The sequence below is a fragment of the candidate division TA06 bacterium genome (assembly GCA_016235665.1).
Taxonomy (GTDB): domain Bacteria; phylum Edwardsbacteria; class AC1; order AC1; family EtOH8; genus UBA5202.
Genome location: JACRJI010000016.1, coordinates 59,981 through 74,838, shown reverse-complemented (window position 1 = coordinate 74,838; position 14,858 = coordinate 59,981). Strand labels below are relative to the sequence as shown.

The window sequence follows — 14,858 nt, the reverse complement described above, 5'->3', positions numbered from 1 at the left end:
GGGGTAGGTAATTTATAATTACGGTACATATCAACCGCAGGAGACCTATGTCCAAAATCTTTCACAGCCTTCAGACCAAGCTGACCTTGAGTTTTGTATTGCTGATAGTCGTCATTTCCGGGATGGTTTTCTTCTATACCTTCAGGGCCACCAAGAAGGCCCTCAAGGACCAGCTCCGGAACGAGCTGATGTCCACGGCGGCGGCAGTGTCGGCGGTCATCGACGGCAATGTCCATGCCGGGCTTAAACCGGGGGACGAGAACACGCCGGAGTTCCGGAAGATCCTGGAGCAATTGCGCGCCGTACAGGGGAACAATCCGGGCATCAAATACATCTATACCATGCGCCGGACCCAGCAGGGGCCGGAATTTGTGGTGGACGCAGATTACGGCACCGGCGAAGACACCGTCAGGATCGGCCAGTTCTATGAGGAAGGCCTGCAGTTTCCCCAGCTGCTGGAAGGATTTGAGAAGACCAGCGCCGATTATGAGATGACGACCGACCAGTGGGGGGTGGTGCTTTCCGGGTATTCCCCGATCCGGGATTCATTGGGCAATCCGGCAGGCCTGGTGGGCATAGACATGGACAGCAAGGATGTGGTCGCCCGTTTAAAGGTCATCCAAAATTCCATTTATTATCTGATAGGGATCGCCATCATCCTGGCCGGGGTCATCGTGCTGCTTTTCTCCCAGACCATCATCCGGGACATCAACAAGCTCAACCAGACAGCCAACCAAATCAGCATGGGCAACATGAACATCAATCTTGACGTCAAACGCAAAGACGAGATCGGCGATCTGGCGGAATCATTCTCCCGGATGGAGGCCAGTCTTAAGATCATGATGAACCAGGACGAAAACCCAAACGAAAGCGAGAAGTAAGGTGACGCCAGTGACACCATTAGCGCAAAAAGTTTTAGAGACCACCACCCCCTATCTGGGTCCGGCCTCCAAGATCTTTTTGGACCGCCAGACCAAGCGCCATATGAACGGGGTGATCTTCGATTACCTGGAAAAAAACCACCTGCCCGATCTTTCGCGCTGGGTGATGATCTCGGCCGGGCTGTTGATAGACAAGAACAAGGCCAAAGAGCTGTCGGAGAAGATCTCCACCCTTCAGGCGGCCTAATCTCCTGCTATTGTCAAAAGGGCTTTCCCGATTATTTCGGGAAAGCCCTTTTTTGCCTTCACAGGAAAATTTCCCGGCCACCGGGAAATTTCAGCGTTTCCGGTTCAGGGAGTCGGAAGAATAAAAGCGGTAGGAGATCTCGCCGGGTTTCACCATTCCCAGGTTCTCGCGCACCAGAGACTCAATTATCAGCCGGTTCTCCTGGACCAGCCGGATCTCCCGCTTCAGGATCTCGTTATGGGCCAGGTTGACCATTATCTGTCTTTTAAGCGAGGCCTGCCGTTTGTGCATTTTGATGGTCTTGATCCAGCCGTAATTCCCCAGGCCAAAGGAAACCACCACCACTCCGGTGATCCCCATGATCAAAGCCAGCGCCAGCTTATGGCGGATTTTTTTATTTTTTGCCGAACGGTTCATTTACTGATAGTAGCTGTTCAGCCACAAAGACACAAAGATACCAAGATACCAAGAAGATTAAAATTACTTAAATATAATCTGGTGTTGATATACTTTGTGCTTCCGCGCCTTTGCGGCAGGTACAATTTATTGTTTAAAAGCGGACTGTCCGGGGTAGACTGCGGACCCGCCCAGTTCCTCTTCGATCCTCATCAGCTGGTTGTATTTGGCCACCCGCTCGCTGCGGGAGATGGAGCCGGTCTTGATCTGTCCGGCATTAGTGGCCACCGCCACCTGGGCGATGGTGGTGTCCTCGGTCTCGCCCGAGCGGTGTGATACCACAGCCGTGTAATGGTGGTTGCGGGCCAGGGCGATGCAGTCCAGGGTCTCGGTCAGTGAACCGATCTGGTTCAGTTTGATCAAAATGGAATTGGCCACGCCTCGCTCCAGCCCCAGCTGCAAGCGTTGGACATTGGTGACGAACAGGTCGTCCCCCACCAGCTGTATCTTTTTGCCCAGCCTCTCGGTCAACAGCTTCCAGCCGTCCCAGTCGTCCTCAGCCAGCCCATCCTCCAGCGAGATCAGGGGGTATTTGGAGGCGAAGGAGGCGTAGAGCTCCACCATCTCGGCCGAGCTCAGCTTCTTGCCGCCCACCTGGTAGAATCCGTCCTTGAAGAACTCGGTGGAAGCCGGGTCCATGGCCAAAAATATTTCCTGGCCCGGTTTGTATCCAGCCTGCTCAATGGCCTCTACTAAAAGCTGCAGGGCCTCTTCGTTGGCTTTCAGGGGCGGGGCAAAACCGCCCTCGTCGCCCACCGTCACCGGGTAACCCTTCTTATGCAGGATCTTGGTGAGGGCGGCAAAGGTCTCGCTGGCCATCTGAACGGCCTGGCCGAAGGTCTTGGCTCCGGCCGGGACTATCATGAACTCCTGCATCTCAATGTTCCAGCCGGCGTGCTTGCCGCCGTTCAAGAAATTCATCATCGGCACCGGCAGGGTCTTGGCGTTGGCCCCGCCCAGATAACGGTAAAGCAGCAGGCCGGAACAGGCGGCGGCGGCGTGGGCCGCGGCCAGGGAAACGCCCAGCACGGCATTGGCCCCCAGTTTGGACTTGGCCGGGGTGCCGTCCAGTTCCAGCATGGTCCGGTCAATTTTCACCTGGTCCCGGGCGTCCATTCCCGTCACAGCCGGGGCGATTAGCTTGTTGACGTTGTCCACCGCTTTTTTGACCCCTTTGCCGACGAACATTTTGGGGTCGCCGTCCCGGAGCTCCAGCGCTTCGTGCTGGCCGGTGGAAGCCCCCGACGGCACCGCGGCCCGGCCAAAACTTCCGTCCGCCAGGTGACAGTCCACCTCCACGGTGGGGTTGCCCCGGGAGTCTATTATCTGCCGGGCCCAGAGTTTGGTGATGTTTGACATGGTGGCGCTATCTCCAGTTATCTTTTAATGAGTATTTGTTGATCTAGTCAATGACCTTTTCCAGTTTGAATTTTCCGTCCCGGTAAACGGCATAGGTGAAATTCTTAAAGAAATCACCCAGGTTCAGGAAGACATGGCCCCCCATGTCCTTCAACGCCGGCTGGTGGGTGTGGCCGAACACCACCGCCCGGTAGCCCAGGGCAAAAAACCTGGCGGCTTGGCGCTCCAGCGGCGCCTGGTCCACATATTTATGCTTGGTCAGGTGGTTGCGGGAAAATCTAGAGAACCAATGGGCAAAGGAGACGGCCAGGCCGGGATGGATCAGGCTGAAAGCCCGGATGCTGAGGGGATTCCTCAGCACCGCCTTCAGCGCCCGGTAGCCCCAGTCCATCTGATCCAGTCCGTCGCCGTGGCAAAGCAGCACTTTTTGGCCGTCCAGTTCAATGGTCAGGTCGTCCTTGACGGTCTTTATCCCCAGTTGTTCTTCCAGGAAAGGCCCGGTCCAGTAATCGTGGTTGCCGGCCAGCAGGGTGATGCTGACCCCGGACTTCCGCAGCTCCAGCATTTCCGACAATACTTCAAAATGTTCGGACTGGATCACAGTCCGGTATTCAAACCAGAAATCGAACAGATCGCCCAATATGTATAAGGGTCCTGGCTGATCCTTGATCCTGGCAAAAAGCTCCTTCAGCCTTGTCAGTTTCAACCGTTCCAGTTCAGGGCTGCTCGCTCCCAGGTGAACGTCAGATAAAAAGTAAAAGGGTATTGACATAAAAATGCAGTCGTGGTATCTTAAATTGTTTAAAGTTTTGGCAGGGACCTGCAGGCTTAAATACCTTAAAACTATATCACATGCAAAAATAAAAGGCAACTGAATTTTTTATTGACTTTTAACCAGATGATGCTTAAAATAGACAGATAAAAAATGATCAGAACAAAAAGACTTGCAGTGCATGCCGCATGCCTGTTCCTGGCACTGACAGCCTTAAGCTGCGGCCACAATGCGGCCATCAACAAAGGAAGGCAGTTCCTGGAGATCGGCGATCTGGGCAAGGCCATAGAACAATTCTCCCAAGCCGTGCAGGATTCCCCCAAGGATCCCAGGGGCCATTACTATCTGGCCAAAGCGTACTGCCTGGCCGATTCGGCCGGACCGGCCTGCAAGGAGTACGGGATACTGAGCCGGTTGGATTACACGGCGGCCCAGGATACCTTCCTCCGCCAAAGGGTGGCGGTGTATCTGGGAATGGAACCCTATGAAGTGACCCGGCTGACATTTTCGCCGGGCAACGACGCCCTGCCGGCACTGTCCCCCGACGGGAGTAAGATAGCATTTTCCAGCAAGCGGGACGGCAACCCGGAGATTTATGTTATGGATGCCGACGGCCAAAACCAGAAACGGATCACCAACTACCAGGGCCTTGATTTTATGCCGTCCTTCAGCCCGGACGGAAAGAGCCTGGCCTACGTTTCCGATCGTGACGGCAATGATGAGATCTATCTTTTTGACCTGCAGACTAAAAATGACCGGAGGCTGACCTTCAACAAATTCAATGAGCAGATGCCCCGGTTCGCCCCGGATGGAAGCGAGATGTATTTTTTAAGCGACAGCGGCACCTTTTGGGCGCTTTGGAGGCTGTCCCTGGCAAAGAATGCCCGGCCCCAATTGGTTCGCCCCGACCCGCAGGAAAAGGGGGACAAAGAATTCTTTGACATCGTATCCGGCCAGGTGTTATACCAGCAGGCCCAGGAAAACCAGAAGGTACTGAAATTATGGCCCCTGGCCGGGGGGGAGCCCAGGCCGGTCAGATGCCCGTCGTTCCGGGGCGGGATCCCCACCATTCTAACTCCGGATGTTAGATATCTGCTGTATACTTCCTCCCGCCAGGGTAATGATGAGATCTACCTTTACGACCGCCGTGAAGATGAAAATATCCGGCTGACCGTCAATCCGGCCGAGGATATGGTTTTCGGCATTTTCCCGGACCAAAAGACGATACTGTTCGATTCCCAGCGCGACGGCGACCGCGAGGTCTACCTGCTGCATCTGGACCGGCTGATCCCGGCCGACCGGATCATCCAGGCCCTGGCCCAGGGGCAATAAAATAATTCCGACAACAATAAAAATGGGAGGCAAAAATGGAATGGCGATGTTCAATCTGCGGCTATGTCTATGATCCCAACCTGGGGGATCCGGACGGCGATGTCAGGCCGGGAACCTATTTTGAATATCTGCCCCTGGACTGGATCTGCCCCGAGTGCGGAGCCGGCAAGGAGGTCTTTGAAGGGATAGACGAGGATTTTGAGGACGAGGAGTTTGTGCCCCGGAACATGCTGTGAGCTTGGACCCGTCAGACGGCATTTACATTATTCCTCGGATCAAACCTTTTCAGGTAGGGTCGGGATCAGATCCCCAATAAATAAAATCCTGCAAATCCTGTCAAAAAAGTTATATACAAGGTAAATCAGGATCTAACTCGACGGTTGATCAAAAACCACCAAATAAGGCAGAATATGGAACAGTGCAGCAGCGCCTTCGATAAACTGGTCAGGATCGGCATCGCCCTTTCCTCGGTGCGGGAGCTGGAGAAACTGCTGGAGTTGATCGTAAGCGAGTCACGGGCTTTCGCCAACTGCGACGCCGGCAGCCTGTACATCAAGGAAGGCGACCACCTGAATTTCGTGGTCAGCCAGAACGATACCCTGGCCGCCCGGGAGGGCAAGAAGGCCGAGGAGATGCTGTTCAAGCCATTTCCGGTGCCCATCTCCAACAAATCCCTCTCCGGCTATGTGGCCAACACCGGGACCTTGGTCAACATCCCGGATGCCTACGCCATCCCCGATTCGGCCGAATACCATTTTGACAGGTCGTTCGACCAGAGGGTCAGTTACCGCACCACCTCCATGCTGCAGCTGCCGATGAAGGACGCTCAGGGCGGGGTGATCGGGGTACTGCAGCTGATCAACGCCAAGGACGAAAACGGGAAGATAATTCCCTTCAACAAGGACTCCGAGGAGCTGATGCTCTCGGTGGCCTCCCAGGCGGCGGTGGCCGTCAAGAACGCCCAGTTGAACAAGGAGATCAAGGAAGCCCATCTGGACACCATCATGCGGCTGGGCCTGGCGGCCGAGTACCGGGACAAGGAGACCGGAGGCCACATCCACCGGATGAGCCACTATTCCGCCATCATCGCCAAGATGATGGATCTGCCCCAGGAAATGGTGGAGGCCATTCGCCTGGCCAGTCCCATGCACGACGTGGGCAAGGTGGGCATCCCCGACGCCATCCTGCTGAAGCCCGGCCACCTGAACGTGCTGGAGAGGAAGATCATGGAGTCCCACACCATCATCGGGGCAGAGATACTCAAGGACTCGGCGGTGCCGATGCTGCAGCTTTCCCAGACCGTGGCCATGACCCATCACGAAAAGTGGGACGGCACAGGCTACCCCAACAAGTTCAAGGGCCAGGAGATCCCGCTGGAGGGCCGGATAGTGGCCCTGGCCGACGTCTTTGACGCCCTGTCCAACAAGCGGGTCTACAAGCCGGCCATGTCCCTGCCTGAGACCATGCAGATCATCACCGAGACCTCCGGCACACATTTCGACCCGGCGGTGACGGAGGCCTTTGTCAAGGGAATGGACCAGGTGATGGAGGTCTACGAGAAGTACAAGGAAGTCTGATACAATGAACTGTAAAAAGTAAACAGCCCTTCGACAGGGCTTCGGCACGCTCAGCCCGGCGGCTCAGGGCACGTAAACAGTAGGCTCAGGACAAGTAAACGGCAAACGGAACCAGAAACACCTTAAAGGCAAAGTTATGCAGATCACCCATTACGGAGTGAGGGGCTCGATCCCGGCGCCGGGGCATGACACCGTTGATTTCGGCGGCAACACCACCTGCGTGGAGGTGGTCACCAGCAAGGGCCAAAGGCTGATCATCGACTGCGGCACCGGCATCCGCAAGCTGGGACTGAATCTTTTAAAGGAAAAAGAAGTGCCCGAGATTCCGATCTTCGTGACCCACGTCCACTGGGACCACATCCAGGGTCTGCCTTTCTTTCTGCCGATCTATATGTCCCGTTTCAAGATCCGCTTTCTGGGGGCCAAGGAAAGCTTCGGCCGCCTGTATTCCACCCTCTACGACCAGATGGACGGCTACGTCTTTCCGGCCAAGCTGCAGGAGGTCCAGTCCAACATCAATTACCAGGTGGTGGACGACGACGAGGGCTTTAACCTGGGCGAGATGCACTGCGACATCATTCGCAACAACCACCCGGTGCCCACCTACGGGGTCAAGATCCACGACCAGGGAAAGACCTTCTGTTTTTTGACCGACAACGAGCTGAACATAGACAAGCCGCAGACCGAGTACAAAAAGTTCGTGGATTTCTGCGCCGGTGCCGACCTGCTGATCCACGACGCCCAGTACACCGAGGATGATATGAAACGGACCCGGGGCTGGGGGCATTCCACCTTCCTGGAAGTGATCAAGCTGGCCGAGGACGCCGGTGTAAAGTCGCTGGGCTTCCACCATCATGACCCGGAACGCAGCGACCGGCAGTTGGAGCAGATAATAGGGGAGATGAAGGCCAACACCAAGATCCACATCTTTGGGGCCCGGGAAGGCGAAAAACTGGAGGTCTGATTTACAATAGCCCCGGCCTTAAGGCCGGGGCTATTCTGTTGGCAGGTATAAGCCCGGTGACACAAAATAAATTTGGCATAAAATTATTTTGAAGGGAGCATAAATGAAGAAGTTCAAAATTAATATGGCAGTATGTTTTTTATTTTTATTTTCATTTCAATTTATTTCAAACCCAGCATATGCAACCCTGCAAAAGGTATTGATTAAAACAAACGACCTCCAAGCATTAAAACGCTTATGCCGCAATTATGAATTAGATATAATATCGTATGATCCCAACAAGGGTCTGGTGTGTTTGCTCGACAAAGATATTGCCTCCGAGCTAAGTTCTAAAGGCATTGCCATAGAGATTATTATATCTGATGCGGCAAAGTATTATGAAGACCTAAAAAATGCAAAAATGAAGCTGGATCTTGGGCCATACTACACTTACCAAGAGGCCCAGGCCGAGGCCTACAATCTGGCGGCGCTTTATCCGTCCCTGGTTTCCCAGCCCGAATCCATAGGAGCCAGCCATCAGAGCCGGAAGATAACCGCCTTTAGTCTGTCAAAGGACCCCGGGCTTGACAATGGTTGCCCCGGGGTATTGATTACGGGCGTGCATCATGGCCGGGAGCCCATAGGTTGCAGCGTCTGTTTGGGATTCGCCAGATACCTTTGCGAGAACTATAACAACGATCCGGCGGCCAGGTACATGGTCGATAACCGGCAGTTATGGTTCGTCCCGATCATAAATCCCGACGGGTATATTTTTAACGCCGATTCATCAAGCGACGGACTTTGGAGAAAGAACAGAAGGGACAATGGCGATGGCACTTTCGGGGTGGATCTGAACCGCAACTATCCATACATGTGGGGATATGACGATGAAGGGTCAGGCGTTCTTACTGAGCGCGAAGACTATCGCGGACCTTACGCCGCCTCGGAACCGGAAGTGCAGGCCATGGTCAACTTTACCCAGGACAAAGGCTTTTTTAAAAGCATCCTGAATTTTCACAGCGCTGCAAATCAATACATCATCCCCTGGAACTATGAAAACATCCAGACCCCCGATTCCCTTAAACTCTATGACCTGGCCCGGGAAATGAGCCTTTATAACGGGTATACCTACGGCGTCATCTGGGAGATATCAGCCCAGTCAATTAACGGATGCGCCGAGGACTGGCATTACGGGGAACGGTCAACAAAGCCCAAAGCCTACCCCGTATGCGTAGAGGTGGGTGAGGATTTTTTTCAGCCGGACACGGCGATCATACAGGAGCAGATCGCCGAAAACATCAGAGCCTGCATGCTGGCCGGGCTGGCCGCCGGTTACTTTGTGGGACAGACCGGGGGCATGGAACTGATAGATGAGAACGGCAACGGATCAATCGAGCCGGGAGAATCAGTCTGCTTTGCCGACAGCGTTAAAAACCATTCCATGGATTATGCCGCCAGCCAGATAAAGGCCTACCTATCCAGCGACGACGCCTATATAGATATCATCCAGGCCTCCGCCGATTTCGGCGATTTTGCCCCCCGGCAGGTAAAATCGAACCAGATAGAAAAATATGAATTCAAGGTTGATGCCGCCTGTCCTCCGGGCCACCAAGCCCAGTTTTACCTGACTTTTATATCCGATTACGATAGTTACTTGTATTCCGAGGGGCTGGCGGTACGCCTCGGGAACCAAACGGATGGTTATGTGTTTGAAGACAGCACCGAGAACGGCACCGGCAACTGGACCCATTCCGGGGACGGAGACCTATGGCACATCACGGCCAATTCATATAACTCCCCCAGCCACAGCTGGTATTGCGGGAACGAGGGGACCTGGGATTATTTGGATAACATGAACTGCCGTCTGGTCTCTGGGGTGATGACTGTGGACAGCTTTACAAGTACCGAGTTCTGGCATTCCCATTCCTTGGAAAACGGATACGATATCGGCTATGTGGAGATATCAACCAATAACGGCCTGACCTGGAAGCAGTTGGGAGATAAAATCACCGGAAATTCCGGGGGATGGGTCAAGAAAACGATCAGTCTGGCCGGATATTCCGGTTCTATCCGGCTGGGATTCAGGATGGATACAGATATTTCAGTGCACAATTACAGCGGATGGCATATCGACGATATCAAGGTCAGCGGCTATAATGTTGCTAACGCCGCCCCAGCCCGGCCGTCTGCGCTGGAGCCTTGCGATGAGACGATTGCCGATCCCCTGCCGGTTCTGCATGTCAGCCGGTCCGGCGATCCCGACGGGGATGCGGTTCATTACGGCTATAAGATATACAGCGATTCCCTGCTCACCCAGATATACGCCGAAACGGACAGCTCGGCCGCTGACACCAGCTGGCAGGTGCCTATCCCGCTGGTCCCGGGGAATTACTGGTGGAGGGCCTATGCTGATGACGGCAAAGAGAGGAGCCTTTTTTCGCCCAAAACGAGGATATATTACTCTGCTACCGGTGCCGGACAAGACAGCAGAACCTCCGAACTTCCGGCAAAGTATGCGCTCAGTCAGAATCATCCCAATCCGATGACAGGGTCAACCAGGATAGATTACCAGATCCCGCGGCCCGGAATGGCCTGCTTGAAAATCTATAACATTCAAGGGCAGCAGGTGAAAGTGCTGGAAAACTCCATTAAGCAGGCCGGGTACTATTCCGTAAAATGGGACGGAAAAGATTATCTTGGCAAAAGAGCTGCCGCCGGAATTTACATCTGCCGGATGGAAATAAACGATTTTAAAGCGATAAAAAAGATAATAGTGTTAAGGTAGACCCCCCCAAAAAAAACAAAACATCTGAAGGTGATAGAATGAAACGTAGGATATTTCCCAAAAGCATAGGAAAAACAATATCTCCCAGTGCAGTTATTCTGGCAGCATTGCTAATCCTGGGGGTCTCAACCGCCATGGCCGATTCGCTCAATGTCAGAACTATCGGATATTATGATCTGCCAAGCTTGGCATGGAACAGCTGCATTGTCGGAGATCTTCTTTATGTGGCGGATCATGACATGGGTTTGCGGGTATTGGATGTCAGCGATCCGGCGAACCCGGCTGAAATTGTCAAGTTCATGACCTCCCTGGCCCAGGACGTGGCGGTGCGGGGCGGCCTGGCCTATGTGGCAGACGGGGACCAGGGCTTGAGGATCATAGACCTTAATGATTATTACGATCCTCAGGAAATAGGGTATTACGACACAGATAATTACGCCCTTTCGGTGGTTTTGTCTGGCAATTATGCTTATGTAGCCGATCTCAGCAGTCTTCAGATAATAGATATCAGCGATTCAACCAATCCTTGTCTGGCCGGATCAATATCATGTTCCGGTTATACTTGGTGGGTGGTTGTAAAAGATAATTATGCCTATTTGGCTAACGGATCCGGCGGGCTGATCGCAGTGGATGTAACCAATCCCGCTCTGCCAGTAATGGCTGGATATTATAACACCAACGGCGAAGCGTATTATGTATGTGTTGATGATAGCTTTGCCTTTGTGGCTGACGGGCCTAAGGGTTTAAAAATTGTTAATATAGCGCGGCCGGATTCAATGTATCTGGTGGGTACTTATGCAGTTTCAATTGACGAAAATTATGGCGTGAAAAGCCTGGGTAACACAGTGTATCTTGCAGATTGTGTTTATGGATTGATAGTATTGGATGTCAGCAATCCTGCCCTGCCAGTTAATATTGGCCATTATAAAAGCACAGAAGGGTGGATGACTTTAACGATAGATGATGAGTATATATATATGAATAATGCAGGAGCTGCGCCTGGCATAAAAATATTTGAATATTATGGAAGCAGCGGGATAACGGAAGAGTACAACGGCAACTGCAGCCGGGAAAAATCTCCACGCATATATAATATCGGCCCCAATCCATTTAAAAGCAAAACCACCTGGAGGGTGCAAACAGCAAGAACAGAAGCAATAAATATACAAATCTATGACGTTTCGGGGAAAAGGATCAAAACGATATCTTATAAACCCCAGAATACCGGCAGTCATACCATCTCCTGGGATGGTTGCGGCAATCGTGGCAGAAAAGTGCCCAACGGTGTGTATTTTTACAGTGTCTTAATTGACGAGAAAAAATATTGCGGTAAAATTACGGTCTTAAAGTGAGCAAAAGTGTTTTACTCTGGCCGTCAGGCAAGCCGGGTTAGATTCACGTGGCTGATCTTATAATATGATCGATCTCACCATCACCATAGCCGGCGCGGCCGGACAGGGGATGCAGACCATCTCCTACACTTTGGCCAAGGCGCTGACCCGCCAGGGCTACTTTGTCTATTGCTACCAGGACCTGATGTCCCGGATCCGGGGCGGGCACAACTTCGCTGTCTTGCGGATCTCCGACCAGCCGGTGGGCAGTCTGTCGGAAAGGGCCAACATCCTGATCGCCCTCAACCGGGAATCGATTGACATCCATTCGCCCGGAATGGTGGAGGGCGGGGTGGTGGTCTACGATGAAAAAATATCAGATGCGGGCGCTTCGACAGGGCTCAGCGCCCACGAGGGCGGCACTTCGACTGAGCTCAGCGTCCGCGATGATAAAAAGCTGAACCTGTTCCCGGTGCCACTGGAGAAACTGGCCCTGGAAGCGGCCCAGAGCAAGATCATGGTCAACGCCGCGGCCTGCGGGGTGTGCTTCAGCCTGATGGAGTACGATTTTGACGTGCTGGCCGACACTTTGGGCGACCTGTTTGACCGCAAGGGAGATCTTATAGTAGAGGCCAACATCCGGGCGGCCCGGGCCGGGTACGATCATGCCGAGCGGGAGTTCAAGGGCGTCTGCCCCTACTGTACTTTGCACCGGAAAGCTTCCACAAGCCCCGGCAAGATGCTGATGACCGGCAGCGAAGCGGCCGGGTTCGGCAGTTTGGTCTCGGGCCTGCAGTTCCTGTCGGCCTATCCCATGTCGCCTTCCACCGGGATCATGGAATACTGCGCCGCCAAGCAAAAGGAAGTTACGGGGCTGCTGGTGGAACAGGCCGAGGACGAGATCTCGGCCGTCAACATGGCCATCGGGGCCTCAGTGGCCGGAGTGCGGGCCATGACCTGCACCTCGGGCGGCGGCTTTGCCCTGATGACCGAAGGTCTCTCGCTGGCTGGGATGACCGAGGTACCGATGGTGGTCTTCATTGCCCAGCGGCCCGGCCCGGCCACCGGCTTTCCCACCCGCACCGAGCAGGGGGACCTTTTGTTCGCCCTCTACGGTGGCCACGGCGAGTTTGCCCGGGCCATTCTGGCCCCCGGCGACGCCGAAGAGACCGTCTACGCCATGCAGCAGGCTTTCAACCTGGCCGACAGATACCAGACCCCGGTAATAGTCCTGGGCGATCAGAACCTGAACGACTCCTTCTGGACAGTGGACGGCCTGGACCTTGATAAAATATCCATTGACCGGGGCAAACTCCTGGCTTCCTGGGATCAGGCTTCCGGTTCCTACAAGCGGTACCACCTTTCCCCGGACGGGGTCTCCGACCGTCTTATACCCGGTGATACCCAAGAGGTGCAGTACTGGGACAGCGACGAGCATACCGAGGAAGGGCACATTGCCGAAAGCGCTTCGGTTCGCCTGCAGATGACAGCCAAGCGCCTGGCCAAGCTCAAAGGGCTTAAGGAAGATTCGCTCCGTCCCGAAGTGTTCGGGGAGTCCAGGGAAACAGCCCTGGTGGGCTTTGGCTCTTCTAAGCACGCGGTGAGGGAGGCGGTCGAAAAGTTGCAGGAAAAGGGGGAGAAGGTGGCGGCAGTGCATTTCCCGCAGGTCTACCCGTTGCCCAAGGAAACGGTGGCACTACTGTCGGGTTTCAAAAAGATCATCGCAGTTGAGCAGAACGCCACCGGGCAGTTTGAGAAACTGCTGCTGGGCGAGGCCGGGATCAAGGCCGACGGGGCGATAAGGAAATTCGACGGCCGCCCGCTGACGGCGCAGTATATAGTGGACACCTACAACACCATAGGATAAACATTTATAAGGAAGTCAGGAAGAAATGAATGGGATTGGTTTATGGCACTAGAACATGAGAATTTGACTGATCAAATTATTGGTTCTGCCATTGAAGTTCATAAAACTTTGGGACCGGGTTTTCTGGAATCCATTTATGAGAACGGCCTGATCATATTGCTAAAAAAGAAGGGCATTTTTGTAGAACAACAAAAAGAGATACCGGTTGTTTTTGAAGGCACTGAGATCGGGTTGCACCGGCTGGATTTGTTGGTTGAAAAAACAATAATTGTAGAATTAAAAGCCATTAAAAATCTTGAAGATGTGCATTTTGCAGTGGTTAGATCATATTTGAAAGCAGCTAAGCTACAACATGGTCTGTTAATAAATTTTAACAAACCAACCATCGAGGTTAAGCGTGTTATTAATAAATGAATTCCTTTTTTCCTGGTTTCATTAGAAAGTAAAATATGCTGGATATAAACATTTATAAAAGCGAGGACGATGTCGCCTGGTGCCCGGGCTGCTACAATTTCTCGATCCACAAGGCGGTCAAGCAAGCCTTGGCTTCCTTGGACATCGCGCCCCACCAGGTGATGTTCTCCTCGGGCATCGGCCAGGCCCCCAAGCTGCCACACTACCTGAAATGCAACCTGTTCAACGGCCTGCACGGGCGGACCCTCCCCGTGGCCACCGGCATCAGGCTGGCCAACCACGGGTTCCACGTCATCGCCGAGGGCGGGGACGGGGACGGCTACGCCGAGGGCGGCAACCACTTCGTCCATGCCATGCGGCGCAATCCTAACATCACCTACCTGGTCCACGACAACCAGATCTACGGGCTGACCAAGGGCCAGACCTCGCCCACCTCGGAGCCGGGTCTTGTCACCGGCACCACCCCCTTCGGTAATTACAACGCTCCGGAGCATCCGCTGGCTTTGGCCATTGCCGCCGACTGCAGTTTCGTAGCCCGGGGCTTTGCCGGGGATTCCGACAGGCTGGCGGAACTGATCGCCCAGGCCATCAAGCACCCCGGCTTTGCCCTGGTGGACATCCTCCAGCCCTGCGTCACCTTCAACAAGCTTAACACCTTTCAATGGTATAAAGAACGGGTCTACCAACTGGAGCCGGAATACGATCCGGCCGACCGGCAAAAAGCCTTTGCCAGGGCACTGGAGTGGGGGGACAGGATACCTTTGGGAGTCATCTATAAGAATGACAGGCTTCCCCTGGAAAACCTGCTGCCCCAACTGAAACCCGGCCCGCTGGTCAAGCAGACGGCCGATCTGAATCAAAGGAAAGCCCTGGCCGAACAGTTCAAATAAAGAG

General features: G+C 53.8%; 14 protein-coding genes. 11 read left to right on the top strand and 3 right to left on the bottom strand.

From position 1 onward, the window contains the following. Nucleotides 1–47 precede the first annotated feature (47 nt). Nucleotides 48–881, top strand: coding sequence for a HAMP domain-containing protein (locus HZA73_10740; protein MBI5806501.1), 834 nt, complete (start codon nt 48–50; stop codon nt 879–881). A 10-nt stretch (nt 882–891) separates the two neighbouring features. Continuing rightward, a complete protein-coding gene (locus HZA73_10735; GenBank protein MBI5806500.1) occupies nt 892–1,128 on the top strand; it encodes a hypothetical protein in 237 nt (78 codons plus the stop codon). A 90-nt stretch (nt 1,129–1,218) separates the two neighbouring features. Here HZA73_10735 and HZA73_10730 read toward each other — a convergent pair whose 3' ends face one another. From HZA73_10730 to HZA73_10720, 3 genes are all read right to left on the bottom strand, one after another. Further along, nucleotides 1,219–1,545, bottom strand: coding sequence for a septum formation initiator family protein (locus HZA73_10730; protein MBI5806499.1), 327 nt, complete (start codon nt 1,543–1,545; stop codon nt 1,219–1,221). Nucleotides 1,546–1,671: 126 nt separating this feature from the next. Then, nucleotides 1,672–2,943 carry a phosphopyruvate hydratase gene (gene eno, locus HZA73_10725; GenBank protein ID MBI5806498.1) on the bottom strand — a complete coding sequence of 424 codons (1,272 nt, stop codon included), beginning with the start codon at nt 2,941–2,943 and terminating at the stop codon, nt 1,672–1,674. A 43-nt stretch (nt 2,944–2,986) separates the two neighbouring features. Next, the gene (locus HZA73_10720) at nt 2,987–3,715 is read right to left on the bottom strand and encodes a UDP-2,3-diacylglucosamine diphosphatase (GenBank protein MBI5806497.1); all 729 of its coding nucleotides are present in this window, start codon (nt 3,713–3,715) and stop codon (nt 2,987–2,989) included. Between the two features lie 153 nt (nt 3,716–3,868). On the opposite strand from HZA73_10720, the gene HZA73_10715 reads away from it, so the two are divergent. The 9 genes from HZA73_10715 (at nt 3,869) to HZA73_10675 (ending at nt 14,854) form a co-directional block, all read left to right on the top strand. Next, nucleotides 3,869–5,047 (top strand): PD40 domain-containing protein, encoded by a 1,179-nt coding sequence (locus HZA73_10715; protein MBI5806496.1) that lies wholly within the window; start codon nt 3,869–3,871, stop codon nt 5,045–5,047. Between the two features lie 35 nt (nt 5,048–5,082). Next, nucleotides 5,083–5,283 (top strand): rubredoxin, encoded by a 201-nt coding sequence (locus HZA73_10710; GenBank protein MBI5806495.1) that lies wholly within the window; start codon nt 5,083–5,085, stop codon nt 5,281–5,283. A gap of 174 nt (nt 5,284–5,457) precedes the next feature. Beyond that, nucleotides 5,458–6,624, top strand: coding sequence for an HD domain-containing protein (locus tag HZA73_10705; GenBank protein MBI5806494.1), 1,167 nt, complete (start codon nt 5,458–5,460; stop codon nt 6,622–6,624). A 136-nt stretch (nt 6,625–6,760) separates the two neighbouring features. After that, nucleotides 6,761–7,588: an MBL fold metallo-hydrolase gene (locus HZA73_10700; protein MBI5806493.1), complete on the top strand. Its 828-nt coding sequence runs from the start codon at nt 6,761–6,763 to the stop codon at nt 7,586–7,588. A 400-nt stretch (nt 7,589–7,988) separates the two neighbouring features. Continuing rightward, the gene (locus HZA73_10695; GenBank protein MBI5806492.1) at nt 7,989–10,352 is read left to right on the top strand and encodes a T9SS type A sorting domain-containing protein; all 2,364 of its coding nucleotides are present in this window, start codon (nt 7,989–7,991) and stop codon (nt 10,350–10,352) included. A gap of 38 nt (nt 10,353–10,390) precedes the next feature. Beyond that, complete coding sequence (locus tag HZA73_10690; GenBank protein MBI5806491.1) at nt 10,391–11,704, top strand: T9SS type A sorting domain-containing protein; 1,314 nt, start codon at nt 10,391–10,393, stop codon at nt 11,702–11,704. Between the two features lie 64 nt (nt 11,705–11,768). Next, nucleotides 11,769–13,550: a 2-oxoacid:acceptor oxidoreductase subunit alpha gene (locus HZA73_10685; protein ID MBI5806490.1), complete on the top strand. Its 1,782-nt coding sequence runs from the start codon at nt 11,769–11,771 to the stop codon at nt 13,548–13,550. Between the two features lie 42 nt (nt 13,551–13,592). Further along, complete coding sequence (locus tag HZA73_10680; protein MBI5806489.1) at nt 13,593–13,964, top strand: GxxExxY protein; 372 nt, start codon at nt 13,593–13,595, stop codon at nt 13,962–13,964. A gap of 35 nt (nt 13,965–13,999) precedes the next feature. Continuing rightward, nucleotides 14,000–14,854, top strand: coding sequence for a 2-oxoacid:ferredoxin oxidoreductase subunit beta (locus tag HZA73_10675; GenBank protein ID MBI5806488.1), 855 nt, complete (start codon nt 14,000–14,002; stop codon nt 14,852–14,854). The last annotated feature ends 4 nt before the right edge of the window (nt 14,855–14,858 follow it).